The following is a 26,999-nucleotide window of genomic DNA, read 5'->3' as shown; positions in this document are numbered from 1 at the left end:
TTAAAGAGCACCTTTCTTCCTAAATACAATCGTACTCGTAGCAAGGAGAGCGACAAAGAAAGTTACAAGACCAATTAGTAAGAGACTAATAATATCGCCCCATATAAATGATAGGCCATTCCCTTTAATTAATACATGGCGAATTCCATCTAAATAATAAGTCAAAGGTAAGACTTGTGATAGTCCAACTAGGAAATTAGGCATTTCTTCTAATGGCCAAGTAAATCCGGATAACACAAAAGATGGGACAGCAACAAGCATAGTCACCTGTGTAGCGCTTAGTTGATCTTTAGCAAATAAACTTGCTAAATATCCTATACCTAATACACCAAAAGTAAAACTACAAGACAACAAAACTAGAGGTATGACGTTACCCTGCATTGGTAGTTTGAACCAATATAAGCAAACTAGTAAGGTCGTAAGTGTATTAATTAAATTTACTAAGAAATAGGGAAAGACTTTAGCAAAAGCTAATCTCCAAGGTGTTAACTTCCATTTGGCAAATTGCTCCCATAACCCATTTTCTTTTTCACGTGTAATCGTTAAAGCTACTCCTAAAAATAACACCTGCTGCAATATCGTTCCAACTAAGCCATAGACCATGAAGTCACTGTAGTTGGAAGTTGGATTATATAAAATACGTGTACGATAAGGAATGTGAAAAAAAGTTGAGTTAATTTCCTCATCCCGGAATCCCTGCTGTTGAAGCTTCGTCTGTGAAAAACCATAGCTGAAAGTACTAATGATTGAATTCGCTGCTCTACTTGTTGAATTAGTTACAATCATATTACTGCCATCAATCAAAGTGACGATAGGAAGGTTCTCACCTTGTAAAAGTCGTTTATAGAAGTTTTCTGGTATTACAATGCCGACCTTTATCTCTCCTATTGCTAACGCATCCTTCAATTCCTTCTCACTTTCCATATAACTTGTCACATGAAAGGTTTGACTTTCATCAAACGCTTGTATGATTTGTCGGCTTAATTGGCTATTATCATGATCTATCACAACGGTGTTTACTTCTTTTAGTTGAGCACCAGAATAAGAATATCCAAACAGGAATGTATATATTAGTGGAACTAAAAATAATAGCCCAATTGTATGTGGATTCTTAACAATATGCATCCATTCACGATAAAGGATATCCCAAACTTTAATTTCCATTATGTTCACCTAAAAGTTTCAACCATTTAACTGTCATGCCTGTTTTCACATCATTAGGAATATTTTTATATTCTACTTTAACACTAAAAGAACGAATATCTGTATCATCCATGTTTTGTGTAGCCTTTTGAACTGCAAAATCGGCAGCAGGCGATATGGAAACTACTTTTGCTTTTAGTTTTTTTCCGGTTGCAATTACTTCAATTTGAACCCAATCTCCAACTTGTATGTTAGAAATCTCGGTTTCAGGGAAGTAAAATTTCGAATATCTTTCCTCTGCTTGCTCCAATGTAAAGACTGGGAATCCTGCACTTACTAGTTCACCCACTTCTGCTGCTTTCGTTTTAATTACTCCGTCAGTTGGGGCGATTAGCTGTGTATATGATAAGTACACATTGGCTTCAGCCAAGGCGGCTTCTGCTTGGGATTTACCTGATTGTGCCGTAGATACAGCCCCAGCAGCTTGCTTAATACCCGCTTCTGCTGCTTTTACTTCACCTTGTCGCACCAAAACTTCATCTTGTGAAGCTACAGCCAATTCATAAGCAGCCTTTGCCTGATCTACTTGTGCTTTGGCAGCTTTTACCTCTTCTTCACGTGGACCTTGGACCGCTATTTCATATTGCTGTTTTGCCACCTCATACTTCCCTTTGGCTTCTTGATAGGTTGTATTAGCCTTGTCAACATCCGCCTGGGAAGCTAAACCATGTTCCAGTAAGGTTTGTAGACGTTCTAAATTATCCTTCGCTACTTTTTGAATTTCTTCCGCTGCTTTCATTTGACTTTCTGCTTGCTTGATTTCTTCTGGACGAGCACCATTTTGTAATGCTTCCAAATTTGCTTCTGCTGCTCTTAATGCAGCTTCAGCCTGAGCAACTTTCTTTGCAGCAGTTTCTGCTGTTACATTCACTGCTGCATTGCCCTGTTCTATTTTAGCTACTGCAGTCGATTGAGCTGCTTTTGCTTCATTTATCTGTCCATCTGCTACACTTACCGCAGCTTCTGCCTGCGATACTTTAGCTTCTAATTCATCATTTTGTAGAACTCCGATAACCTGGCCTTTTTTAACTACATCTCCTTCATCTACGAGAAGTTCCTCAATTCGTCCATCTAGCTTAAAGCTGACCTTACTTTCATCTCCTTCAATATATGCTGTTGGCTGTCCTTCCAAAAGATTTTTTCCTGCTACTTCTTTTTTATCTAACAGGAAAAAACCACCAACAATTAAGCCAGCAATAAGGGACAAAACTAAAATAAGTCTCGCCTTTATCACTTTAAAACCCCCTTCTTAACAGTTACGATACCGAATGACTAAAAATGAATTTCAGTTCTGAACGTAGTAAAATATACCATATATTACTTAACTAATCTAGAAAAATTTTCTTTTAGTTCATATTTTTAAGTTCTAAATGGAATTCTAGTTCATTTTAATATAAACTTAAAAAGAAATTAATTAATGGAAAAAAGACAGGATTTTGTCATTGAGTACATTCCAAGAAAATAAAGGGGAATGCGAAAAATGATTGAGGAAAAAAAAGAGAGAATTATTGAAGCAGCTACTACCTCGTTCAGCCAATTTGGTTTCAAAGGTACAACAATGGATAGTGTTGCAAAGATTGCAAAGGTCGGAAAAGGAACAGTATATACTTATTTTGACAATAAGGAAGATTTATTCGACGAAATCGTTGATAGTACCATCAAACAAATGATGAATGTTGCTAATAAAGCAATTAAACCAGGATTACCATTTCATGAAAATATCCGTCACGTGCTTGAAGCAATTTTAGCATTTAGACAAAGTCACTCCCTTATCATGAAAATAGTTCAAGAAGCTCGGGATATCCAAACCGTTCATGTCATCAAAACAATTGAAAAAATCGATCAGAAAATAATCGATTATTTAAAAAATCTAATTCAGCAGCAAATAAAAACGGGAGAAAACATTCAACAAGACCCTGAATTTTTGGCCTTTTTATTATTTAAAACCTATATTCTTCTAATTTCAGATTGGGAGAGAAATCATCCTTCTTTGGATTCTAGTAAAATTACTGAAGTTTTGCAACGACAGGTGTATTAAAAAAGAGTTTTCAAGGAGATTTGAAAAGCTCCCAACCTCAAAATAATTACAAAAGGAGATTACCGATTTAATAAATACGGTAATCTCCTTTTGTAATTGTATGAATTTATAAAATAATTTGTATCAGGCACATCAAAAAATCTCGTTTAACAACTGCTCAAGTCTTTCTTCCGCAATTCTATTTGAATCTGCTACAACACCAAAGTAATATTTACACTTAGGTTCTGTACCTGAAGGACGGATAGCAATCCACGAGTCATCCTCTAAAACAAATTTTAAGACATTTTCTTTTGGTAAAGTAATAGCTTCAGTTGTTCCATCAACGAAAGTAGTGATACTAGACAAGTAATCTTCAACTCGAACTACTGTTAACCCCGCAATTTCAGAAGGAATTTCTTTACGTAAATTATCTAATATTGCTTTCATTTTTTCTTGGCCGTCTTTTCCTTCAAACACTTTTGAAACAAGCGCTTCCCTATAGTAGCCAAATTGAGCATATAAATCATTTAACGCATCAAGTAATGTTTTACCTTGTTTTGTATAATGAGCTGCCATCTCAGCAACTTTTAAGGCAACCTGCACCGCATCCTTATCGCGAGCAAAAGTTTTGATTAAATATCCATAGCTTTCTTCATAGCCGAATAAAAATGTATGTTCATTTGTTTTTTCGTACTGCGCAATTTTTTCTGCAATGTATTTAAATCCAGTTAAAGTATTCACTGTTGAAACATTAAAATGTTCTGCAATTTTTGCACCAAGTTCAGAGGTAACAATTGTCTTAATCATTGCACCATCTTCAGGCAGCATACCTGAACGTTGCTTTGTGGATAAAATATAGTGTAATAATAATGCTCCCAATTGGTTTCCTGTTAATAATTCATATCTATTATCATTTCGAACAGCAACACCTAAACGATCGGCATCTGGGTCTGTCGCTAACAGTAAATCTGCCCCAACCTTTTCACCTAGTTCTATTGCTAGCTGGAAAGCTGCAGCCTCTTCTGGATTAGGATAACTGACAGTCGGAAATGCACCATCTTGAACAGCTTGCAGCTCAACAATATGTATATTACTAAAACCAAATTGCTTTAACCCTTCTCGAACTGGTACAAGTCCTGAGCCGTGTAAAGGTGTATAAACAATGTTCATATTCAAATCAATATCATCATTATCTTTTAATGTAAGAAGACTTTTCATATATTTTTCATCTAAATCTTCTAAAATCCATTTGAATAATCCTTGGTCTTCTAAAATAGTAATATCAGCTATTGAAATATCAAAGATGTTGTCAATTTCCTCCATATGCTCTACAATTGCATTTGCTCCCGATGGGACTAATTGTGCACCATCTTCACCATAGACTTTAAAGCCGTTGTATTGCTTTGGGTTGTGACTGGCTGTGATAACAACCCCTGCAAAAGCATTCAGCTCACGGACTGAATATGAAAGTTGTGGTGTTGGACGTGATTCTTTATAAACATAAGAAGCAATACCATGTGCCCCTAATACACGAGCAGTTTCAACGGCAAACTCATATGAAAAATTACGTGTATCATAAGCAATTACAACTCCGCGCTTTTTCGCTTCCTCGTCATTTGACTCAATAAAACGTGCAAGCCCCTCCGCAACACGACGAATCATAAAGATATTAATACGATTTGTACCCGCTCCAAGTAGTCCGCGCATACCGCCTGTGCCGAAGGAAAGATATTGGTAGAAACGGTCTTCGATTGCAGCCTTATCTCCAGTGATACTCTGCAATTCTTCAGCTAAGTATTCAGGTAAGTCTGCATTTGTCCACGATTTATAATTATCCATTACACTACTCATTTTGACACCTTCTCTTCTTTCAACAACTCAAGCATTTTCTTCTTATAAGCCTCGACACCAGGCTGATCAAATGGATTTACTTCAAGAAGAGAAGCACTCATCGCACATGCTTTCATAAAGAAATAGATTAAATACCCTAAATGATATGCATCAAGCTTTGGCAATTCAAGTTGAATCACTGGAACGCCACCTTCTGCATGGGCAAGCGCTGTTCCTTGCTTTGAAATAGCATTAATTTCATTAAAAGTTCGTCCAGATAAATAATTAAGACCATCTTCATTTCTAGAATCAAATGGCACCTCGTAATCTACCTCAATTTCGTGGAAATGAAGCAATGTTTCAAATAATATTGGACTACCATCTTGAATAAATTGTCCAATTGCATGTAAATCTGTTGAGAAATTAACTGTAGATGGATATAGACCTTTTTTTTCTTTCCCTTCACTTTCTCCAAATAATTGCTTCCACCATTCATGAAATTTATTTAAAGAAGGTTCAAATGACGCTAAAAGTTCAACTTTATAGCCCATGTTATATAAAATGTGACGCATTACAGCATATTGGTATGCATTGTTATGAGCCAAATCAGGTTCTTGAAGTTCAATTGCTGCAGTCTTTGCACCATCCATTAATGCCTTAATATCAATACCAGCTACTGCAATTGGTAATAGACCAACCGGTGTTAAAACTGAATAACGCCCACCAATATCAGACGGAATAACAAATTGACGATATCCGGCTTTATCTGCCAAATTTTTTAACAAGCCTTTTTCAGGGTCTGTTGTAACAATAATTCGATTAATCGATTCTGCTTTATATCGTTTTTCCATATAGGAACGTAATACACGGAAAGCAAGTGCAGGCTCCATTGTTCCACCTGATTTTGAAATAACGTTCACATAAACTTCTTTGTCTGCAATATATGTAAGTAATTGGTTGATGTATGCACCACTCATGTTTTGACCTACATAAATTACTTCAACTCCTATTGGATGCATACCGAAATAAGGCGTTAGGGCGTCTTGTACTGCTCGTGCTCCTAAAAAGGAGCCCCCAACCCCTATAACCACTAACACATCAGCTACTCTTCTTATTTCTTCAGTAACATTGAAGACTCGTTCAAAAAGGACAGATTGATTTTCTAATGGTAGATCAATCCACCCTATTAAATCATTTGATTTTTCTAATTTATTATGGATTTTTAAGACCCGTTCTCTATATCTATCTATATCACTATAATCAAATGAATAATTTAATAATGTTGTGTGTACTGAATGGGTTACCATATTAATAACCTCATTTCTATAATTTAAATTAACGTATTCTATTATTACATAGTAGTTAGGAAATGCCAACTTGATACTGTTAGTGTTAAATCCAATTAATATGAAGTTTTTACGGGTAATCCCATATACTATTCAAAGCACAACTAATGCTTTACAACTTACACTTTAATATATTTGAATTAGATACTTCTTCACAAAAAGTTAACTCAAATTTTTCCATAAAAACATGTTTATTTTATGTTTATATAATTTTATAATCTCTAATTACAATAATGGTCATTCAATTCATAGCTATTGAAGTAGTTATTCCCCAATTATTTCCTTTGCTTTTCGTAAAATCATTTTTTTAACAGATTCACTCAAATCCTCTCGTTCCAACGCAAAATCAATTGTTGTTTCAATAAATCCTAGTTGTTCTCCTACATCATAACGCTTTCCTTCAAATCGATAGGCAAATACTCGCTGAATACTATTTAACGATTCTATTGCATCGGTGAGTTGGATTTCCCCGCCCTTACCAGTTTTCTTTTCATCAAGGAAACGGAATATCTCTGGAGTCAATATATATCTACCTATAATAGCAAAATTAGAGGGTGCATCTTCTAAAGCAGGTTTTTCAACAAATTGTATAACTCGCATTAATTTTGAATCGGTTGTTTCAGGATTAATCACACCATAACGATGAACGTCTTGATCAGGTACTTCCATTACGCCAATAACACTTGAATAGTTTTTATCATATTGATTCATTAATTGTTTTAGGCATGGTGTTTCACTTTTCACTAAATCATCACCAAGTAATACAGCAAACGGCTCATCACCAATAAATTTACGTGCACACCAAATAGCATGCCCCAAACCTAATGGCTCTTTTTGGCGAATATAGTGAATATCAATATTTGACGAGAAACGAACTTTTTCTAAAACTTCAAATTTTTTCTTTCCGATAAGATTTGCTTCTAATTCAAATGCATAATCAAAGTGATCTTCAATAGCCCGTTTGCCTTTACCTGTCACTATTAGAATATCTTCTATCCCCGAAGCTATAGCCTCTTCTACAATAAATTGAATTGTTGGTTTATCGACTATAGGTAACATCTCTTTTGGCATAGCCTTTGTTGCTGGTAGAAAACGAGTCCCTAGTCCTGCTGCTGGGATGATTGCTTTACGAATTTTTTTCATTTACATTCCACTCCGTTTTTTATATCTAAATAAACCCTTACTTATAATTTCAGTAAGGGTATGTAAAAATTATATGAAATAGTAATTTTTATTGCGAAGCTAAAAAGTAAGAAACAGTTTCATTTAACCCCTCTTCTATAGATATAGCTGGTAACCATTGTAATATTCTTTTAGCATTTTCATTACTTAATGAACTTTCATAAATATCCCCTACTCTCGAAGGTCCAAAATTTGCTGGTTTATTATATTCAATTAATTTAGCTAAAAAATCATATAGGCAATTAATACTAATTGATGTTCCAGAAGATATATTTAATATATGGGGATCACTTGGTACTATTGCTCTCACTAATGCATTAGCAACGTCCTTTACAAAGATAAAATCTCTGCTCTGATTACCATCACCTTCAATTGTTGGAGTAATACCTTTAATCATTTGATTAATAAATTTTGTAACTACCCCAGCCTCCCCATTTTCACACTGACGTGGACCATATACATTAGACAAACGCAAAATCGAATAGTTTAATTTGTGAAGTTTATTATATAGTTTTATGTACTTTTCACCGGTTAATTTAGATAAACCATACGGTGAAAAAGGAGATAAAGGATAACTTTCAAGTATTGGTAAATTGCTATTTTCCCCATATACTGCTGCACTCGAAGTGAATATTATTTTTTTCACCTGATATTCCTTACTTAACTCTAGAATATTAAGAGTTCCTATTATATTTGTTTGAGCGTCTTTTTTTGGAAATCCTATAGAAGTAGATACAGAGGTTTGGGCAGCTAAATGAATTACATATTCAGGTAAAAAGTATTCAAAGATACTCTTTACTATTTTCGAATTTATATCGATATCAAAAATATTGACGTTTGTTTTTATATTGTTTCTTTTTCCAGTTTCAAAATTATCAATGACTACCACTTCATGGCCTTCAACTATTAATTGATCTACAACATGTGAACCAATGAAACCTGCTCCACCTGTAACTAGCACTTTTGACATACTAATCGTCCTTTTGTTATTTTATTTTCATTACACTAACATTGTAGTTCTTGTAAAATAAACCGTCCTTTAATAATTTAAAGAACGGTCTTTTTTAGGTTCTAATTTCTCGCTTTCTACTTTTCCTTCAGATTTTGTTTTATCAAATAAAACTATGATTGTTCTAAACTGAATAATCATATCAAGTACAAAAGAGTAATTACGTATATAAAATAAATCAAATCGTAATTTATCGTCTACACTCGTAGTATATTTACCCATTATTTGCGCATAACCAGTAATACCAGGTTTCACTGTATTTCTATAAACATATGAACTTATATCTTTTTCAAACTGCTTTGTGAAGAATTCTCTCTCAGGACGTGGTCCAACGATGGACATATCGCCTTTTAATACATTAAGTAACTGAGGTAATTCATCAATTCTTGTTCTTCTAATAAAATTCCCAATTTTCGTTATTCGAGGGTCATTTTCTCCTGCGAGTACTGGGCCTGTCAACTTTTCTGCTCCCTCAACCATTGAACGAAATTTATATATAGTAAATTCTTTATTGTACTTACCTAATCTTGTTTGTTTATAAAATACGCTACCCTTTGGATCTTCTATCTTAATAATTAATCCTATTAGCAAAAATAATGGAGATAAGATAATTAATCCTATAAAAGAAATGATAGTATCATACAACCGTTTAACAACTTGTTGACTCCATGACAATCCAAATGGTTTAACAGCCATAACCATCGTATCGTCTATTGAAGTGATAGCAGCTTGGGATAAAAGTAATTCATAAAGGTCTGGGATAACATATACAATTTTTCCGTTTTTTATAGAATCATAGATAATTTTTGACTTTAAATCACTAGATATTTTTGAACCCATCATGACATAGTCTACAAACTGTATTTCATATAGAATACTTTCTACTATTTCATTACTAGATATATACTTAACAATTGTTCTTTTCCCAAACTGTGTATCAATTTGATGGGCAATTTTTTGACGTTCTTGACTATCACTGATAACAAGAATTGTACCTAATTTTCCTGACAGAATTATAATAAATAGTAGCTTCCAAGAAATTAATAATATATTAATAATAACATAGGAAATTAAAATAACAGATCGAGGTAAAGCAAACTCACGAAATAAAAAAGATGCTGCCATAGTTAAAAACATCATTAAAGTAGATGAAACAATTACTTTCCGTATGACATCCCATTTACTTTTTTGATCAAGAGAATATAACTCATACATGGTAATAAAAAATAGGCCAATTAATAATATCCATGGTGATAAAGAAATAAATGCATCCCAATTTCGTGGTTGAATATTATCATAACGTAATTGGAAAGCTAAAATATAGGCTATAATGATTAAGCATAAATCTATAAAAATCAAGGTAAATTTACGGCTTCGTTGATTAATAACATTTGACAAAAAAAAACCCCCTAGCAATCAAGCTACTAGGGGTATTGTAACATAAAAGTATAATTATTATCTCCATTATTCCCATGTTTTCATTGTTCACAAAGAAAAAATTTTCCAGGTGAGTTGTTTGTTATAAAGTAGAGACTCAGTTGGTAAGTTTATTATCTAATAATGGCTTAGTATAATTTTTAGCCTCTTCTAGATAAATTTATTATAAAAATTTCAATTAGCTTTAGGTTAATTTACAAATAATGCTTTCTGACCGCATTCCAAGCATAATTAAAAAAATAACAAAAAGAACTAAAGATATTTAACTTTTCAGAAGTTCTATATACTTTCCACATCCTCTTTGCAACTTTCCATTTATTACTAGATACAGAATTCGAAACAAGTCTATAGCTAGCTAATGTTTCTTGTAAACAATATGCCGAATGCCCTTTTTTTAAAATTCTTAACCAAAGTGCTGTATCTTCTGGTTGTAAATTAGGCATTGTTATTTTACCTATTTTATCTTTATCAAGCATGACTGTTAAACATCCAATGGTAGTATTTTTTAATAGATCTCTATAGTTTATAACTTTTGGACATTTCACTTCTCTATACAAATCTTGTCCACTTTCATCAATCATTTTATAGTTGGTAAAGGAAAATGCTATATTATGATTTTGCATAAATTGAACTTGCAATTCTAGTTTACGCGGTTCCCACAAATCATCACTATCGAGAAATGCTATGTATTTCCCTTTAGATAATTGGATAGCTTTATTTCGAGCCAACGCTGCACCTGAATTTTTATCCATTCGAAGTAATTTAATTCGAGAATTTTCTTTTTCAAGTCCTTCCAAAATATCCCAAGTGTTATCTCTAGAACAATCGTCTACAATAATATGTTCGAAATTTTGATAAGTTTGATTCCATACTGATTGAACAGTTTCATTAATAAATTTCGAAGCGTTATACGTTGGTGTAATAATGGAAACTAAAGGTTTTTTCATATAGTATCACCGTTATTAGTAATTGAATAATAAATATTAAGTAACGTCTTTCTAGTTTTGTCCCAACTATAATGGGGGTAAAGGAGTTTTGCATTTTCTCCCTTTAATTCTAATTCATCAATTGTAATACTTTTTATCGTATCTACTAAATGTGCTACATCAAAAGTTACTACATATCCAATATTATTTTTTTCAACAAATTGATCTATGGATGTACCCTCAGTAACAATACACGGCTTACCTAAATATAGAGCTTCAAATAATTTATTCGGAGAAGCAATCTGGTTATGTTGATAACTTGGATCATACACCATATAGATTAAATGTACTTGTTGGACTACTGACAGAATCTGATCAAATTCAAGATATCCAAGGAAGTGAATGTTTTCACTTTTTTCAGCATGTTGAACAATTTCTTCTTGGAGCTCGCCTTTACCCGCAATCCAAATAGCAACATTTTCTAAGCGTGCTAATTGTAACAAAAGTTTAATTCCGCGATCTTTACTCAATGCACCGTAATATAAAATATTAATTTTCTTCTCAGACTTATCAATAGGATATTCTCTCACTTTTTTTGGAGGATCAATCGTATTGCTAATCACTTGTATTTTCGAATAGAAAGTTGAAGGTATATTAATTAAACGATTTTCATCAGGTATAATGATTAAATCAGCGTGTTCCATTATATTTGCACTTAATTTTGAAATTTGCCTTCTAATTGGCTTTGGAATGGGACTATGAAATGTTTCTACAAAATCTGCTATATCATAAATAAATTTAAAAGTAAGCTTACGCTTTATCTTTTTAGCTAAATAGGTAGGGTAAGCTAAATCAAAGTCAATGGCATGTACTACTTGATAATTGTGACCGTTCTTTAATAAAAACTTCACGACTTTATATATAAATTTTCCTTTTTGAAAAGCCGTTAAAATTCCCTTGCCATAGGGAGTTTCACCACAGTAAATCGAGTGTACTTTAATTCCTTCTTGGGCAAATTGACTACTTGCAGTTTGGATCACTTCTGAATTAATGCCCCGATCCCAATTTAATATTTCCACATCATACCCTGCTTGTTTTAATGCTCTTGCGGCGCGTGGTAAACGATTTGCAATAAAGGCACTATTTTGGGCTAATAAAACCTTGGGCTTCAATACAATCCCTCCAATTAAATAAGCTCCACCTTTCGGGTAATTACATTTTTTATCGTTAGTATGATATCGGCGTTGAATTAATCCAAATTTTTAATAATCAAAAATAATCAAAATGTTCAATAATTTGTAAATAAATCCTAAATGAAAAGACCATCTTTAATTAGGTATTTACAATTTTGGCTCAAATATAGAAGATATAATAAAATCCGACTTTGTTTATGTAACGTCAGTGATAAAATGTAAAACTCCCACAATCGGCAGTTAAATGTAAAAAAGTTAAACTAATTGATTTTTAGATACTAAAAAACTATAAACCTTATTTATTATTAATGATAATGAAAATGAGCATAGTAAAGTTATGAGAGGCATTACAAAAAAGCCATATCTTTCATCAACAATAAAAATATTTGAAGCACAAATATAAATTAATATTGTAAAAGCAAGACATTTAATCGTTTTTTGTTTCCATAATAGAAAAACTGCTAAAATTGAAAATAATAGGATTAAAAAATGATAAGAATAAAATAAAGTCGTAAATTCAGAATACAGGTTCCAATAATCAGTCCATCCAGATGGCCTTCTAAAAAGATACATTGTTTTGCCGATTGTATACCAACTTATCCAAAGTATTGGGTTAGTTTCAAGACCATTAATTAATCTTAATTTCCCAAACTCATTTGGACTTAACCCAGACTCAATTAATTGCTGGTAAACTTTATTGTAATCTTCTATAAAATATGGGAAAGTACCTGCAAAAAAAGGATTCTCTTGTGTAGATAAAAGAATAAAAGAATTAAGTACAACAGCATTTCTTATAACCCATGAACCAATTACAAGTACCGGTCCAATAAGCCATTGTATACCGATAATAAAACTCTTTTTTACTCCGAATTTTGTTATCACCACAAATATAGGCACAAAGATCATTGGCGCTACAACTGGTCTAAACATAATTGTTATAGAGAATATTATTCCAAACACTATATGATAGATTCCCTTATCCCTCTTTATTGCTAAAACAAGGAATAAAAAAGATAGGCAGAACAAAAAAATTGAAGGTGTTTCTGACAATAAAGATCTGAAAAAATGCAAAGGTGGAAAATAGAGCGCATAAATTAAACCGGTTATTAATCCTGTAAAATGATTAAACAAAATTGAGCCAATGAAATAGAGTAACACAACTGTCCCTACACTAAAAATGAGATTAAAAACCTTTGTAAAAAAAATATAGTCAACTCCAAAAACATTGCTTATTAAAATATTTACAGCTAAATATAAAGGTTGACCAGGTGTAACATACGCATTAGGTTCTTCTGAATCAAAACCTAAAAAGCCCTCTGAAACTAATTGTTCAGCAGCTTTTCCGTAATTTACACCATCATACCCACCATACTTTATAATTGAATCCCCATATGCTTCCCTCATTTCAAAAGGATAAACTGTTGGGTCATTATAACTTATCCCTGGGTTTTTAATAAGAAAAATCATATGTAAAATAATCGAAACAAAAATAATAAAAATTAAAGGTCCATACTTCTTTAAATACAATTTCAAAACCTCTATTCATGTGAAAATCTACAAAATTCTATAAATCAGATTATTTAATATTATCTTTATAAAATTATCTTTATTGAAATAATAGTTTGTGTTAAGTTGTAAAATGAATATTACTTTTATTTATAAATAGAATCTCTATTATATACTAAAACTGCACTTAATATTTTAAAAACTAAAAACTAATTAATACTATGAATTTTAAAAAAAACTAACTTTCGTTTAAAAGCCAATCCATACATTACTGCAATTTAGATATACAAAGCACCTTGATTAACATTAAAGGAATGTAATCAAATATAAAGTGAATAAAATATTTATACGCAATATGGTAAAAGGCAATAAGAATTGTTATTGAATTAAAAATAGGAGTATATCTTATGTATCCATACTTCTTATACTCCTTCGTAACTAAATTCCTATACTATTTCATGATAGTTATAACCGTTTGGCTATCAGTCATCTAATATCTATTGCATTTACACAATAATAGAACATCCATTGTGATAACCTAGTATGCTGTACGAGAATTAAACTTTCCATGTTAATATTATTACACCAATAATTATTAATACCCCCCCAACTAATTGATGATAAGTAAAGGTTTCTTTAAAAATTACAACTCCTGCAATTATTCCTAAAATGTAACTAATGCTCTGCATGGGATATGCAATACTTAAAGGTATTCTTGACAATAATACTAACCAAAGACCTGTTGCAGTAACATAAAGAAAGCCTCCTGTTATAAATGGGATAGAAAAAATAACATTAATAATAGTTGTAAGATTCCATTCTATTACTCCCTTAACAGCAGTTTTCCATGCTATCTGACCCACTACCATACACAAGATATTCAATACTAAAATTAACCAGTTCATAAATTCATTTCCTTTTTTTCTTTTAAATCTAGTATTTCAAAATGTTCGTTATATTTGTTTAATCCTAAATACCCTTTTTGCTAAAAAGGTAAGGGGTTACTTTACACCTAGTACTATGTAACTAAATGAAATAATAATTAAAATTAATTCATTTAGTTTTTATCTATTTCTATAATAAATCTAGTTTAATACTACCTTTTTGTTAGAAAACTTTTTAAAAATATTAAAAAGACAAAAAAGAAATACTATCCTCTATGAGACCATCTTTATCTTTATGGAAATCCTCTTCTGTACAGCTAACGTATTACTGAACCACATCCAAAGTAAAAAATTTCAGAGTTGTTTACTAGAAAAGTTTTCTTTCAAATAAATTACTTCCTTACTTACTACTCACTATATTCGTTTCATTTCATGCCAATTATAATCTGACTCCTTTTTGAATAGGTTGTTTTATAATTTGCCATTACAACATTAAACCTTTTTCATATAAATATTGAACTAAAACATACATAAAATAAACATACATCTATTTTTTCGATTTTTTGGTGATACCTATCCTTCAAAAAAGTGCTTATTACTAAAGTATCGTTGATTAATATTAAAATTAATTAATTAATTAATTATTTATATCTAAAAAATACTAAAATTTATTCTATACTTTTATTTGAGGTGATTTTATTAATCTTATTGAATAATAAATAGAAATTAGATATGGAAACTGTAATTAAAAGAGCGGTACCTATATATACTAATGGCAATAAAGTTATGGCATATCTTGAATAAGCGTAATAATAGCTGTTTAAAACAGTAAAATATAACAATGTAAGGATTATTAAAGTTATTTCATGACGTTTATATTTTAATAATAATAGTCCTAAGAAAACCCCAATAATGCCTAAATATAGGTACAACCGATGCATATAGGTGACTGAAGTAACTGAAATATTAAAAACTTCTATCCAATAAAAGGGGAAATTCCAAAACAAAATTGGTTTTAATATCAAGTAACTTTTAATCATGGATTTTGGATTTTCATCCCACCAATGTTGCATTCTCTCTTCTGCAAATATTTTTTCATACTTAAATACGTGATAAAAGTCTTGAATAGGTGAGATTTCATTTGCTCTTGCAAATACTTCCTCATAAGTCTCATGATTTGGGTAACCTTCCCCTTGAAACGTACCTAATAGTAGGGGGTCGCCCGAACCACCAGAAAGAGGAATAAACTCATTAAATTGAACATAGTTTCTAATCCACCAAGGGCTTAAAACCACTATTATAATGCCTAAGGCTAAAATTGATTGTTTTATCATTAATTTTCTAGGATATTTTTTCAAAATAAAATATACTAAAAGCACAAGAGGAATCAGACCAATTGTAGGTCTAAAAAACAATCCAATAATATAAAATAATAACAATAAATAAAAGTATATTCTTTTATCTTGATTATTTGCTAATAAAATTGAAAAGTAGATAAAATATATTAAACAAACAGTAAAAGGAGATTCTGTTAGAATAAGATTGTCAATTACAATATGTGGTAATGACAGCGCTAATATTAGTGCAGCAATGAGACCAGTCCAAACATTATGTAAGTATTTACCGATAAGGTATACACCATAAATGGAAAAACATCCCAATAGCATCATTACACTTTTTGCTATGTATAACCCTAAATCTCCCGACCCAAAAAAATAAAAAATCAATGCTAAAAAAAATGTCATTCCTGGCATAATATGAACTGTAGGTAATCCAGTTATATGATAACTTAATACACCTGTATGCAGAAAATCAATGGCACTTCGAATATATCCCTGATCATCACTATTTATACTTAAGCCTATACCATACTTAGCCATTGTATAATTTCTTATTATGAGAGAAAAAAGTAAAATCGGAATAATATAGTAGTTTTTCTTATTCAGTAAAATCCGAAATTTCAATCCCATGGTGACCACACCTTTTTTATTATAATTTTTGAATTTTCGCCATAATATCAATCCTTAATAGGAGTTAAAAGTTACTTAAGGAAAACTAGTTATTCCACTAATATCAATTATTGGTAGTAATCAACAACAAGGAAATTGTTCCTTGGAACTTTAAATGTGTTTTATATTTACTTACTGTAATTATTTCTAAGTCACAGTACTATTCTTTGAAGATAATAAAGCAAAATTATTCATAAATACACCAGTAGTAATACGCGTAATATATCAATTTTAAAAATTATATTTATAAATCTCCTCAATAGGATACTTAATACATCGTAAATGCCTTGAAATTTGACTTTATTATATATAATTTATCATTGGTTCATTATTACATATTATCTTTATCAAATTTTTTTAGCTTTGATAATTCAAGTTTCAATACACCTAATTCTTGTGATAATTTTTTGATATTATTTGAAGCATTAGAAATTGCGATAGTTAAACTAAATACGATAGCTATTAGAAATAGAATACCTAATAAAAATAGAGCGTTTGTAGGTGTTTCAATACTTAGAAATTTAGCAATATAATACACTGTAGTAGGGAAAATTGTAAATATAATAAAGCCTCCACCTAAAAGCAACCATAATAAAGAATATTTCAAATCTAATTTATATCTCGCAATCATTCTAATCAATATGAACAGTGAAATGATAGTTAATGCCAATAATACCAATTGTAATCTAATTGTTATCATATTCTCATCCTCTAAAATGATTCTTTTCTAATTTTATCAAAAAATATTGCCAATGATACTTTTATCATATAATAAATAGAACGATTCAAATTTATTGATGACGTTCCGCCTACTCTTTCATTCATTACAACTGCTTCTTCTTTTATAGTAAACCCCTTTCTTCGAAGGTACATAATAGATTCTGGTTCTGGATAATCTTTAGGATAGTTAATAGCAAATTGATCAATTATCCTTTTATTACAAACTCTAAACCCTGATGTGGGATCAGTAATTTTCAAATCAGTTAACGTATTAATTAAAAGACATAAATAACGAATCCCAAAACGCCTCAATCTAGTAGACTGAAATCCACTCTTATCGATATATCTAGAACCAATTACCATGTCTGCTTTTCCTTCTAAAATTGGCTCTACAATCTTATCTATATATACTGGGTCATGTTGTCCGTCACCATCAACTTGAATTGCTAAATCAAAATTATTTTCTTTTGCATATTTATAACCAGTTTGTACAGCACCACCAATACCTAAATTACAGGGTAAATCAATAACTTTTATCCCCAATTCTTTACATATCGACGAAGTTCTATCAGTAGAACAATCATTAATTACTATAATTTCAATTTTAATTTTAAAACTTATAGATCTTATTGAATCAATTAAACTTCGTATATTTTCTTCCTCATTATAGGCAGGAATAATAATTAGTAATGATGTCATAAAATTACCCCTAATCTTAATAAATATTTAGTTTTTAAAATAATATCTTTTTATTATTCTGTAATATCTTTATATATATTCTCGTTCAAATAAGTTACTCCAGTCATTTAGAAAGACAATATTAGAAAAGTTTTCACTTATAGATAATAATTCATCCTCTACTGTTTTACTATTTTCTAAAATGCACTCAATTTTTCTTACGGCTTCTTCTAAATTCCCAAGTTGATATAAAAATAATTGATTACCATTTACTAAGTGACTATGTAAATGCGAAGCAACCACAGGTATTCCTGACATAATTGCCTCTGCGACGGATAGACCAAAGCTTTCCCCTTTTGAAGAAGAAATAAATAACCCGTTATTAACTTTAATGAAATTTAATAAATTAATAATTTTTTCAAAAGGAAGAGGTGGTAGGTAAATGAAACGATTTGATAAATTTTTATTTTCAATTATTTTAAATAGATTAACTTCTGATGTAATAGGTCCCGCTACCAACAAGATAAAACGATCACCTAAACGCTTTTGTAAAAGTGAAAATATCTCAATTACTTCTTCTGTATTTTTTAATTTATCTATTCTCCCTATATAAGCAATAGGGATTTTGTTAAACCTTTTTGACACATCTGTTGTCATTGTGAATAATTCTTTTGGAACCGAGTTTCTTAACGTAAAGGTATTCTCTTGTAATAGAATGGGTATTTCATCCATAATATCTTGTCTAAACTTCTCTGATGGAACGATAATTCCTTTTATATCTAATGGGAGTTTTGCAATATAGGTTCGATTTTCTGTATAAGCTGTATGACATTCAAAAAATATCTTCTCATTATTTTTCATCATATCAAAAATCTCAGGGGTATCAATGGAATGGATTACATCATATTGATCAGGTACAAACTTTTCAACTACTTGTAGGTAATGTCCAAGTTTATAATCATTGATATATTTATTTAATAGTCTTTTTCCTCCAGAATCATGGAGGAAAAAGACATCCTGAGCTACTTGTAAATTGGAAGACTTAAAAGCTTGGGCACGATTTAGTAAAACTCTTTCGACGCCTCCCATCGTTGCCCACTTGTAAACGTATAAAACTTTATGCATTAATCTGACTCTCCTTCATATAAATCCTGAAGAAAACTTTTCTCTTTTATACTTTTCATCATAAATTGGAATCTGTTTTCCCAAGTTGAATTTTCTAAGAAATTCTCTATATCTTGAAGTTCTAACGATTCATTTAATACTTCACTATACCTTTTATCAATCGCATTTAAAACTTCTGAAGTATTTTCGCAATGGTCTACAAGTGGGTATTTCCCAATATGAGGAATCCCCGTTGAAATGGTCGGTAAGCCGAAGAATAAGTATTCATAAATCTTAATCGGATCTACTGCTAAAGATAATTTCGATTTTTTAAATGGAATAATCCCTAAGTGCCAGTTCTTAACGTATTCATAGAGTTCTCCTGGATGGACTTTTCCATAGAATTTAATATTCGGATAACTTTTTAATCGATTTAACGTGGCATCGTCTACACCGTAACCAATAATGTGAATAAATATATCTTTTCTTTCTAATATGTCAAAAATTAATTCCCAATCAAACCATGATGAAGTTAAGTGTCCAAAATACCCAATATGAATTTTTTGATCCTCTGCTAAACTTCTCAAAGAAATATTTTTCATTTTTGAAATATTTTCATTGTAGCCATTTCCGAGAACAATGATGTCATTTCTAATTGATGAGAATTTTTCTTTTAAAGGTTCTGATACACTAACTACTAAATCTGAATTTAATACAATCGCTTCTTCAATATTTTGTTTGTACCACGGCGCTTCCCCAACTTTATAAAATTCTTCCCATTCATCCATGATATCGTATGTGATATAGAACCCTTTTTCTCGGAAAGGAACAATTAGTTTATAAAAATGTTCAGTCGGGAAAGTCATAATGAAATGTTTTTCTTTTATTTCAACCAATGGTTCCATTTGTGTTTCTAAAAAATCATAAAGTGGTACTTGATATATTTTATCAAGGAAGCATTTATAGCTATTGCTATGATCTTCCCCTTTTTGCCATTGCCACGCTATATAAAGTACTCCGTAGCCCTCATTTGCTAAATATTTTGCTAAGTTTATCGTTCTTTGGTTGTACAGTTCGTCAAATTCAAAAGCAGAAGGAATAATTGCAATTCCTTTTATTTCATTATCTTGATATTTAGTTACTAATTCATCATATATATTTCTTACTTGTTGATTGTCTGAATAATAGGTTGGCTTGGTATTACGATTTTTGAAGAAACTAAAGGATCTAGAAACAGCTTCTTTTACACCTTTTGTTTTCGCAACATACATGAATTTCTTTGAATGACCTTTTAATTCTCTAGTTGATTTTACACCGTTATAATACTTATTCACTAAACGCCATGCTTTTGTATTTAACATATTCGATATTTCTTGATTAACTAATGCAACATTGTACTTATGTGATTCTATTTCTTCCTGTTGTTTAAGGATTTTATCCTTTTCGAATTCTAACTCTTTATTTAATTGTTCAATGATGTTATTTTTTGACTCTATTTCTTTGATAAAGTATTCATTCAATTTTTCAATTTCGCCTAAAGCTTTCTCCAAAGATAAGCTCAAACTTTGTACTATTCGATCTTTTTCTTCCAACTTCTGATAGTACCAATTAATACTTTCTTCTTTAATTTTTAGTTCTGATTGTAAATCATGAACTTCATTTTCCTTCAAAAAATATTTTTTTTCATGAAAATTATAATCTGAGAAAAATGTATTAAGAGTAAGCTCCATAGTATTAACTATTTCTTTATTAGAATAGATTAAAATTGCCTGTTTCCCACTCCAGTATGTACCTTCTATAAACCTACAATCAATTTCCTTAAAGTAAGTTAAATTATAATTTTGAATCTCTAAAGGTATGGAATCATAATTAAAAGTATACATATGTTCTTTAATTCGATTCTCTTCTTGGAAAGGAATCATGATAATAACATGATTTTTAGCACTTTCAATTAAATTGGGAATGATATCAAAAGGTTGTTCAAAATGCTCTAAAACGTTCGAGCATAGAATTACATCATATTGTTCTTGAATTTGATTTATATCCCCAACTATAAATTCTACTTCCGGATAATATTCTTTCGCCTTTTTTATGGCTTCACTTGAAAAATCAATACCTTTAACATCTGATTTGGGGAAATTTTTTGACAAAAGATATGTTCCTTCACCTTCGGCACAACCAGCATCACAAATAGTTAATTTATTATCTTCGATTTCATTCAATAGCCATGTTGGTAAATTCTTTAAAAGCAAATCTATAAAAAAAGTAGTTTGTTCTCTACCTAAAAAATCTTCCCAATTGGTTTGAAATCTATCATTCCAATACTCAAGACTATTTACCTTAAGCTCACTCATTTTGCTACTCCTTCATAAAGTTAATTGTTTGACTAACCGGTGGATGGAAGTAACCAAAAATTTTCTTTTCACTTATTACTTTAAAATACTTAGCACCTTCAATATAGTCAAAGTACTCTGGCTGTAAATTTTTTCGTTCTTCAATCGCAACAACCAATATATATTCATCGTCTCGCAAATAATTTTCAAATTCAAAGGTTACTTCTATTGCATTCGTATTAGCCTTGGTAAATCGATGATTGTGATCATAGGTAGTACTTACCATTAAGTCAGTTCCAACTTTATTTTTAATTGAAAAAGCAATACTAACGAATTTTAAATCCACTTCTTTCGGAACTTCTGTAATAATCTTAATAGAAACTGTTTCACCAAAATTAATAACTGTGGATTTTTCACCTTTTGAGTTGAACATTTCAACATATTTAATAATTCCTTGTTGTGAGCCCCAGCGATTAATAGGATCAAAGTCTGTAGCAATTTTGTTCAAAGACATTTCTATTGCAGCTGAAGCTTCCAATGTACTTACATCATCATTCATATATTTCATATATTCAGCTGTAACATCTAATGTATTACCGTATTCTATTACTTCCCCTTCATGAAGCCATAGAGCTAAATCACAAAAAGTTCTAATACTCGAAACATCATGGCCAACAAATAGAATTGTTACACCATTCTCTTTTAATTCAGTTAATCGATTGAAGCATTTAGCTTGAAATTTCATATCTCCTACTGCAAGCGCTTCGTCGATAATTAATACTTCGGGATCAACATTAATAGCTACAGCAAATGCCAATCTTGCAAACATACCAGAAGAATATGTTTTAACTGGCTGATAAATATATTCTCCAATATCTGCAAAATTTAATATACCATCTAATCTTTGATCCATCTGTTCTCTAGAATAGCCCATGATTGTTCCCTGTAAATAAATATTCTCAATACCGGTATATTCAACGTTAAAACCCGCACCTAATTCTAATAAAGCGGCAACTTTTCCATTTACCATTACTGAACCTGATGTCGGTGTCAGAACCCCTGTTAGTATTTTTAATAAGGTTGATTTACCAGAACCATTTTTCCCAATAATTCCAAGTGTTTGACCTTTTTTTATACTAAATGATACCCCATTGAGAGCATAAAATTCTGAATGATACTTTTTTCTTATAAAACTTAATGACTCTTTTAATCGGTCTTTTGGATTATCATATAATTTATATACTTTTGTTAAATCTTTAACTAAGACAGCATTGTCTTCATTTAAATTTGTCATCATAAATCCCTTCTTATAATACATCTGAAAAATGTGGTTTTAATTTTTTAAACATGATGCTACCTACTATTAATATGAATAACGTAACAATCCAAAAATAGGTTGTTAGTAGCGGGTCTTCCCAAAACCATCTTTGATAGATAAACGTATTACGATACCCTTCTACAATATAGTAAACTGGATTAAGTTTAAACCAAAATTGTATTTGTGGTGGAACAATTGAAAATGACCAAAAAATTGGTGTTAACCAAAAACCAAATTGCAATAGCATACCAACGATTTGGCCAATATCTCTTGAAAAAACAGCTAAAGATGAGGTAATCAATGAAATACCATAAACCAAAATGACTGAAGCAATTAAGAAATATAATATCTGTAGATAGTAAATATTTAAACTATAACCATAAAGAAAAAATAGTAAAATTGATGCAATTAAAAATATAACATGTATAAAGAAAGTCGATAATGTTTTTATTATTGGTAGAAGACTTACTTTAAATACGATTTTTTTCACTAAATAGCTATTATCCAAAATTGAGTTTGTGCCATTTGAAATAGCTTCTGTAATAAAAAACCAAGGGATAATACCTGCCACTAACCAAAGTACAAATGGAACATCTTCAATGGGCGTTACTCTAAAGCCAATTTGAAAGACAAACCAATAAATTAGAATTGAGATAATAGGATTAAAAAAAGCCCAAAAAACACCTAAATAGGATCCTAAGTATTTTACTTTAAAGTCATTTTTTGCAAGTTGAAATATTATATTACGATCTTTAATTAAGTTACTTAAGTAATTCATGTATGAACTAACCTTCCTGTAGTTATAGTTTTCTCTTCCTTAACCGTTTTTTTGTAAAGTTACCCTAACTAATTTCATTATGAAAATACTTAATGGTATTCAACAAAATGTTTACTCTATTAAAACCAAAAAGTTCCAGCGTTTTTTAATATTTTTGTTTGCATTCATAATGCTGCTACTCATGTATATTTCTACCGTAGTGCTTTTTTCTGGAATGAATCCCAAACACCATGCCAATTAATATCCATGCGATAGCTGAAGTACCCGGAAGTGAATCGTTAAACATAGATTGAACAAAATACGCTAATACAGCTGCAACAAGTACGATGTTCTGAATATAAATTTTCTTAAATAAATTGGTAACACTATAAACTACAACAGATACAAAAAGAAGTAAGAATCCTATAAATCCTACTAACCCTGTACCATATAAAATACCGAGAAAAATATTATGTGGTTTATCGGTAATTATATTTTCATCCCAGTTTCCAGATCTAGCATCGATATTAAAATGGGGAAAGTTATACATTAAAGAATCTAATCCATATCCGAAAATCGGTCTGTCTTTGAAGACGTCTATAGTTTTTTCCCAAATATAAAGACGGCCAGTACCAGCTGAAACACCTCTCTCTGGTAAAACTGGTAATACAAATGAGTTATCTGCTGCTGATACTTCATTCATATACCCTAATTCAAAACTCGAGGTAATTTTTGAAAATGCCTGTTCTTCTAAATAAGGGTTATTTTTAATTAAGAAGCCAAGTGATTCATCCCACACTCTCGAATTTTCGCTTGCTAATACATGTAAAACAGAAGCTGAAATTAAAAGAAATAAAGCCAATATAACAGTACCCTTAATCTTATTTACCGCTTTAATTACTGATACGATTATAATTGGAACCATTACTAACAAAGTTACAAATCCACTTGTCGAAATAGACATGAACATAACTGTGATTGAAAGCGTCGCCACAATAACACTAATTATGCTTTTTATCCATGTCCCTTCAACTATGGCCCACACTAAAAACATTACTGTCAAAATTGCGAACATACCACTCATATAGTTCCACTGGTTAAGAGTACCTACTATTTGTGAGCCTGCTGAAAAACTCGAACCATCAGGTAAAGCAATCGAAACCAATGTTTGCACCCATTTATTTTGCATTAAGTCGTTACCTGTAAAGTTCATTGTGATTATGTACAAGTTAATAAATACAAATGGATACAGTGAAAACATAATATAGTTAACCGCTTTTTTCGGATAATTAATGTTCATTGCAATAAACATTAATGCTATGTAACATAACCAACTAATAGCCCCATCATTTCGGTTATATTGACCACTCAATGCAATTGAAATGTTTGGAGAGAAAATAGTAGACATGACAATTGCAAAAGTAAATATTCCTAAGAAGTAATTCAATATTGTTTTTTTAATTTTCCCATTCATAAAGAAAATCTTTATTAGCAAAAGTAGCCCTGCAATAATTGTAACTAATAGTACTAAAAATGCCTTGTAGTAAGTGAATAAATCGCCTTTAGTACCTGATGTTAGAAGACTAACATCAGAAACAAGTGGACTAATAACATCTTTTGTATGACCTAAAACTATTAGTGGCATGAAACCTATTAAAATTAAGAATAGCCTAAAAATCCACTTATCTACATTCGCACGTGAAACTTGATTCTCTTCTTCATCACTTATAATATCTTTTTGTCGATCTCGATATTCTCCATAAAACGAAGTCATCTATGTATACCTTCCTTACTACATATTTTCTATTGAACTTAATAAATCAGCAACTTTAGCTTGATAGTTTGGATAATCTTCTGGTACCCATCCAGCCTCTTGACAACGCATTAATACAGTTTTTGCATCCTCGTATCGTTCTACTTTATAAAGAGTTTCACCAAACTGTAACATAAACATAGGATCTTCAACCCTATAAGGATTAATATCTAAAACCTTTTGAAAAAGTATAGAGGCTTGTTTCATTTCCCCAACATTTGCAGAAATTAAACCACCTAAATAATTGACATCCTCTGATTCTGATTCTTTTTTTATAAGTTCATTTATATAGACAGACGCCTCTTCGAAATTACCTTCATTTGCTAACTGAGTTGCTTGTTGAAATAAGAGATCTTCGTTTGCAAACTGCTCGTCCTGACCTTTTGCTAATACATTAGCTACAAACAATCCTATTACTATAAATGCCACCATTCCTATTAATATATATCTTCTTGTGGATTCTCTTAACTGCATAATCCTCATCCTTTATTCGACTTTTTTCATACCCTAATATTATACACTAATTATATAACGATTTCCTTAATAATTGGATAATCTATTTACTTACTGGTACACTACAAAAAAACAAGAGTATAAATACTAATTTAAAATGTACATTTCTTGTTGAATAAAGATGTAGAAATTTGATTTTAAAACTCAGACTAATTTTGGTTGATTATATGTGCATAATAACAGATTTTGTAATTAATAGTCTGTTAGACTTAACAAGATTCAAACAAGTAATGGAGTAAAGATGATAATTGATAAAAGTAAATTACTAAGAGACATGAGGGTAGATCGACTAACAATTGATAATTCATAAATGGGTTTGTTCTAAAAACATAGTTTAGTAAACTATCTAAAATCGGTGAGTATACCCGAATTATAGCAAGTGTTTTATTACCAACGTAACCTTTAGCAGTATTTAAAAGATAATCATAGTCTAAATTTGCGCAGTCAACATTCCGTAAATATATTTCTAATACACAAGAATTTAAAGGCTATATTGATATAGGTGAGCATGTTTTTTTGTATAAACAATAACGACATTCGATTTCAAACGTGGGAAAATTAGCACAGAAGGATTGGAATTTATGAAACAAGTGATGGTGAACAAGTTGAGATTAATGTAGAAGTATTAGTATTTGGATATTCTCTCATGTAATCCTTTTAAATGAGTATTTCGAAAGTTAGGGGCGGGCACAACTCCACCATTATCCTTTTACTTGCTTGGGATTTTGTTAACCATTTTCTTTTGTCTTAGTAAATCACCGACAGAAGGATTTGATAAGCGATCTCCAATTTTTTTGATATGGAGAAATATCGTTCTGAATACCATTTTTCCTTTTTTGTTAACTTTTACGACTTTTTTAGGAAGACAAAACGCTTCATTTTACCATCTCAGTCTTAGTCATTCTAGTCCTTTTGAATTCGGATACGAGTTCGTTCCTTTGCCCAATAAATAAACACAACTCATCTATACCTAACTTATTTCTCAACAATTCAAGTTTAGTAAAATAGGTTCTATGTCAAATGTTGGAGTGAAGTGATATTACACGGCACCCCGATTATCCTAAATGAACCCCAATTTTCTTATATAAATTATTTAATAAAATATCCAAAACTTAAACTATTTAAAATTTCAACTTGCCAATTTTTTAGCGTTTGAATAGCCTTTAAAAATGCCGGAATATTTGCTTCTTCTACCTTTCGGTAAAAGGCTTCTAATCTTTT

The 26,999-nt window shown here is 30.8% G+C and carries 21 protein-coding genes and 1 pseudogene; 1 reads left to right on the top strand and 21 read right to left on the bottom strand.

The window, feature by feature from the left end; all coding sequences use genetic code 11:
• Nucleotides 1-1,164, bottom strand: coding sequence for an ABC transporter permease (locus EKG35_RS09580; protein ID WP_126294226.1), 1,164 nt, complete (start codon nucleotides 1,162-1,164; stop codon nucleotides 1-3).
• A complete protein-coding gene (locus tag EKG35_RS09575; RefSeq protein ID WP_246020285.1) occupies nucleotides 1,154-2,437 on the bottom strand; it encodes an HlyD family secretion protein in 1,284 nt (427 codons plus the stop codon). The genes EKG35_RS09580 and EKG35_RS09575 overlap by 11 nt, the downstream gene beginning before the upstream one ends.
• 246 nt (nucleotides 2,438-2,683) lie before the next feature.
• Between EKG35_RS09575 and EKG35_RS09570 the strand changes: the two genes are divergently transcribed.
• Entirely contained in the window at nucleotides 2,684-3,241 is a 558-nt protein-coding gene (locus EKG35_RS09570) for a TetR/AcrR family transcriptional regulator (RefSeq protein WP_126294225.1), read from the top strand.
• A gap of 132 nt (nucleotides 3,242-3,373) precedes the next feature.
• Here the strand turns inward: EKG35_RS09570 and EKG35_RS09565 are convergent, their stop codons facing one another.
• The 19 genes and pseudogenes from EKG35_RS09565 to EKG35_RS09475 all read right to left on the bottom strand — a co-directional run.
• On the bottom strand, nucleotides 3,374-5,071 hold the full coding sequence (locus EKG35_RS09565; protein WP_126294224.1) for a phospho-sugar mutase: 1,698 nt from the start codon (nucleotides 5,069-5,071) through the stop codon (nucleotides 3,374-3,376).
• Nucleotides 5,068-6,357 (bottom strand): glucose-6-phosphate isomerase, encoded by a 1,290-nt coding sequence (locus tag EKG35_RS09560; protein WP_126294223.1) that lies wholly within the window; start codon nucleotides 6,355-6,357, stop codon nucleotides 5,068-5,070. Before EKG35_RS09560 ends, EKG35_RS09565 begins: the two co-directional genes overlap by 4 nt.
• Nucleotides 6,358-6,660: 303 nt before the next feature.
• Entirely contained in the window at nucleotides 6,661-7,539 is an 879-nt protein-coding gene (gene galU / locus EKG35_RS09555) for a UTP--glucose-1-phosphate uridylyltransferase GalU (RefSeq protein WP_126294222.1), read from the bottom strand.
• 88 nt (nucleotides 7,540-7,627) lie between these two features.
• Nucleotides 7,628-8,548 carry an NAD-dependent epimerase/dehydratase family protein gene (locus EKG35_RS09550; protein ID WP_126294221.1) on the bottom strand — a complete coding sequence of 307 codons (921 nt, stop codon included), beginning with the start codon at nucleotides 8,546-8,548 and terminating at the stop codon, nucleotides 7,628-7,630.
• A gap of 69 nt (nucleotides 8,549-8,617) precedes the next feature.
• The gene (locus EKG35_RS09545) at nucleotides 8,618-9,985 is read right to left on the bottom strand and encodes a sugar transferase (RefSeq protein WP_126294220.1); all 1,368 of its coding nucleotides are present in this window, start codon (nucleotides 9,983-9,985) and stop codon (nucleotides 8,618-8,620) included.
• Nucleotides 9,986-10,218: 233 nt separating this feature from the next.
• Entirely contained in the window at nucleotides 10,219-10,971 is a 753-nt protein-coding gene (locus EKG35_RS09540) for a glycosyltransferase family 2 protein (protein WP_126294219.1), read from the bottom strand.
• The gene (locus EKG35_RS09535; protein WP_126294218.1) at nucleotides 10,968-12,122 is read right to left on the bottom strand and encodes a glycosyltransferase; all 1,155 of its coding nucleotides are present in this window, start codon (nucleotides 12,120-12,122) and stop codon (nucleotides 10,968-10,970) included. The genes EKG35_RS09540 and EKG35_RS09535 overlap by 4 nt, the downstream gene beginning before the upstream one ends.
• Nucleotides 12,123-12,398: 276 nt before the next feature.
• The gene (locus tag EKG35_RS09530) at nucleotides 12,399-13,670 is read right to left on the bottom strand and encodes a glycosyltransferase family 39 protein (RefSeq protein ID WP_126294217.1); all 1,272 of its coding nucleotides are present in this window, start codon (nucleotides 13,668-13,670) and stop codon (nucleotides 12,399-12,401) included.
• A gap of 536 nt (nucleotides 13,671-14,206) precedes the next feature.
• The gene (locus tag EKG35_RS09525; protein ID WP_126294216.1) at nucleotides 14,207-14,554 is read right to left on the bottom strand and encodes an EamA family transporter; all 348 of its coding nucleotides are present in this window, start codon (nucleotides 14,552-14,554) and stop codon (nucleotides 14,207-14,209) included.
• Nucleotides 14,555-15,201: 647 nt separating this feature from the next.
• The gene (locus tag EKG35_RS09520; RefSeq protein WP_126294215.1) at nucleotides 15,202-16,503 is read right to left on the bottom strand and encodes an ArnT family glycosyltransferase; all 1,302 of its coding nucleotides are present in this window, start codon (nucleotides 16,501-16,503) and stop codon (nucleotides 15,202-15,204) included.
• A 370-nt stretch (nucleotides 16,504-16,873) separates the two neighbouring features.
• Nucleotides 16,874-17,242, bottom strand: coding sequence for a DUF2304 domain-containing protein (locus EKG35_RS09515; RefSeq protein ID WP_126294214.1), 369 nt, complete (start codon nucleotides 17,240-17,242; stop codon nucleotides 16,874-16,876).
• A gap of 11 nt (nucleotides 17,243-17,253) precedes the next feature.
• Nucleotides 17,254-17,961, bottom strand: a complete 708-nt coding sequence (locus EKG35_RS09510) for a glycosyltransferase family 2 protein (protein WP_126294213.1) — start codon at nucleotides 17,959-17,961, stop codon at nucleotides 17,254-17,256.
• Between the two features lie 69 nt (nucleotides 17,962-18,030).
• Nucleotides 18,031-19,065, bottom strand: a complete 1,035-nt coding sequence (locus tag EKG35_RS09505) for a glycosyltransferase family 4 protein (protein ID WP_126294212.1) — start codon at nucleotides 19,063-19,065, stop codon at nucleotides 18,031-18,033.
• A complete protein-coding gene (locus tag EKG35_RS09500; RefSeq protein WP_126294211.1) occupies nucleotides 19,065-21,398 on the bottom strand; it encodes a methyltransferase domain-containing protein in 2,334 nt (777 codons plus the stop codon). The genes EKG35_RS09505 and EKG35_RS09500 overlap by 1 nt, the downstream gene beginning before the upstream one ends.
• A gap of 4 nt (nucleotides 21,399-21,402) precedes the next feature.
• Nucleotides 21,403-22,671 (bottom strand): ABC transporter ATP-binding protein, encoded by a 1,269-nt coding sequence (locus tag EKG35_RS09495; RefSeq protein WP_185807694.1) that lies wholly within the window; start codon nucleotides 22,669-22,671, stop codon nucleotides 21,403-21,405.
• Between the two features lie 13 nt (nucleotides 22,672-22,684).
• Nucleotides 22,685-23,473 (bottom strand): ABC transporter permease, encoded by a 789-nt coding sequence (locus tag EKG35_RS09490; protein ID WP_126294209.1) that lies wholly within the window; start codon nucleotides 23,471-23,473, stop codon nucleotides 22,685-22,687.
• Between the two features lie 175 nt (nucleotides 23,474-23,648).
• Entirely contained in the window at nucleotides 23,649-25,226 is a 1,578-nt protein-coding gene (locus EKG35_RS09485; protein WP_126294208.1) for an O-antigen ligase family protein, read from the bottom strand.
• Between the two features lie 18 nt (nucleotides 25,227-25,244).
• Entirely contained in the window at nucleotides 25,245-25,739 is a 495-nt protein-coding gene (locus EKG35_RS09480) for a tetratricopeptide repeat protein (RefSeq protein WP_126294207.1), read from the bottom strand.
• Between the two features lie 1,143 nt (nucleotides 25,740-26,882).
• A pseudogene (locus EKG35_RS09475) lies at nucleotides 26,883-26,999 on the bottom strand (transposase); the annotation flags it as partial.

Source organism: Lysinibacillus telephonicus (genome assembly GCF_003966145.1).
In the GTDB taxonomy this organism is placed as follows: domain Bacteria; phylum Bacillota; class Bacilli; order Bacillales_A; family Planococcaceae; genus Ureibacillus; species Ureibacillus telephonicus.
The sequence above is the reverse complement of the archived record's forward strand: the minus strand, read 5'-3'. Positions and strand labels throughout refer to the sequence as shown.

Excerpts from the sequence above, each read along its gene's own strand:
- EKG35_RS09580 (WP_126294226.1), bottom strand. The coding sequence starts at position 1,164 with ATGGAAATTAAAGTTTGGGATATCCTTTATCGTGAATGGATGCATATT.
- EKG35_RS09540 (WP_126294219.1), bottom strand. The coding sequence starts at position 10,971 with ATGAAAAAACCTTTAGTTTCCATTATTACACCAACGTATAACGCTTCG.
- EKG35_RS09495 (WP_185807694.1), bottom strand. The coding sequence starts at position 22,671 with ATGACAAATTTAAATGAAGACAATGCTGTCTTAGTTAAAGATTTAACA.
- EKG35_RS09560 (WP_126294223.1), bottom strand. The coding sequence starts at position 6,357 with ATGGTAACCCATTCAGTACACACAACATTATTAAATTATTCATTTGAT.
- EKG35_RS09565 (WP_126294224.1), bottom strand. The coding sequence starts at position 5,071 with ATGAGTAGTGTAATGGATAATTATAAATCGTGGACAAATGCAGACTTA.
- EKG35_RS09500 (WP_126294211.1), bottom strand. The coding sequence starts at position 21,398 with ATGAGTGAGCTTAAGGTAAATAGTCTTGAGTATTGGAATGATAGATTT.
- EKG35_RS09520 (WP_126294215.1), bottom strand. The coding sequence starts at position 16,503 with ATGGGATTGAAATTTCGGATTTTACTGAATAAGAAAAACTACTATATT.
- EKG35_RS09525 (WP_126294216.1), bottom strand. The coding sequence starts at position 14,554 with ATGAACTGGTTAATTTTAGTATTGAATATCTTGTGTATGGTAGTGGGT.
- EKG35_RS09515 (WP_126294214.1), bottom strand. The coding sequence starts at position 17,242 with ATGATAACAATTAGATTACAATTGGTATTATTGGCATTAACTATCATT.
- EKG35_RS09490 (WP_126294209.1), bottom strand. The coding sequence starts at position 23,473 with ATGAATTACTTAAGTAACTTAATTAAAGATCGTAATATAATATTTCAA.
- EKG35_RS09570 (WP_126294225.1), top strand. The coding sequence starts at position 2,684 with ATGATTGAGGAAAAAAAAGAGAGAATTATTGAAGCAGCTACTACCTCG.
- EKG35_RS09505 (WP_126294212.1), bottom strand. The coding sequence starts at position 19,065 with ATGCATAAAGTTTTATACGTTTACAAGTGGGCAACGATGGGAGGCGTC.
- EKG35_RS09480 (WP_126294207.1), bottom strand. The coding sequence starts at position 25,739 with ATGCAGTTAAGAGAATCCACAAGAAGATATATATTAATAGGAATGGTG.
- EKG35_RS09550 (WP_126294221.1), bottom strand. The coding sequence starts at position 8,548 with ATGTCAAAAGTGCTAGTTACAGGTGGAGCAGGTTTCATTGGTTCACAT.
- EKG35_RS09485 (WP_126294208.1), bottom strand. The coding sequence starts at position 25,226 with ATGACTTCGTTTTATGGAGAATATCGAGATCGACAAAAAGATATTATA.
- EKG35_RS09510 (WP_126294213.1), bottom strand. The coding sequence starts at position 17,961 with ATGACATCATTACTAATTATTATTCCTGCCTATAATGAGGAAGAAAAT.
- galU (WP_126294222.1), bottom strand. The coding sequence starts at position 7,539 with ATGAAAAAAATTCGTAAAGCAATCATCCCAGCAGCAGGACTAGGGACT.